The following is a 587-nucleotide window of genomic DNA, read 5'->3' as shown; positions in this document are numbered from 1 at the left end:
GGCTCAATCAACCTGAGCCTCAAGGCGGCGGCCGCGGCAGCGAAGACGCACGCGTTCACCAGCAATGTGCGGGTGTCGGTGAAGAGCGCGTGCCGCGCCGAGCGCCTGGCCCGCACTCTCGCCATTTCGCTGCCGGACTGGCTCAGGGTGCGCGCTGACAAGTGTGACCGGCTCGAGCAGCAGGCGAAAGCCAGGGCGGAGAAGGCGAAGAAGGCGGCAGGCATCGTGCCGAAGGGCCGCGATGCCTGGGAGCCGGGCACGCACAACCTCAAGGGCCGTGACTGGCTCACAGGGCGGGGTGCCGGGCCGCAGGCCCCGCCGGCGCTGCGTGCGCCGCCCGGCAGCACGGCGGTGACCGGGCATGTGCTGAAGCTGGACGGCAAGCCGCTGCCCAAGGTGAGCGTCCGGGTCGGGGCGAAGAGCACGAAGACCGATAGCCGGGGACGCTTCCTGCTGTCCGGTATCAGTGCCGAGGCCACCACCCTGGTCGTGGACGGAGCGAGCGCGAAGACCGCCAAGCGCAGCTACGGGCGCTACGACATCCGGATCCGGCCGGTGGCGGGCCGCAGCACGGACTTGGGCTTCCC

At 71.2% G+C, this 587-nt stretch carries 1 protein-coding gene; it reads left to right on the top strand.

Going from position 1 to position 587, the window contains the following annotated elements:
• A partial coding sequence (locus K4G64_RS39610; protein ID WP_221760664.1) for a carboxypeptidase-like regulatory domain-containing protein occupies nucleotides 1–587 on the top strand: 587 nt, incomplete at both ends.

It is taken from the genome of Streptomyces sp. WAC04114 (assembly GCF_019733245.1).
Taxonomy (GTDB): Bacteria; Actinomycetota; Actinomycetes; order Streptomycetales; family Streptomycetaceae; genus Streptomyces; species Streptomyces massasporeus_A.
This window is presented reverse-complemented; position numbering and strand designations above follow the sequence as displayed.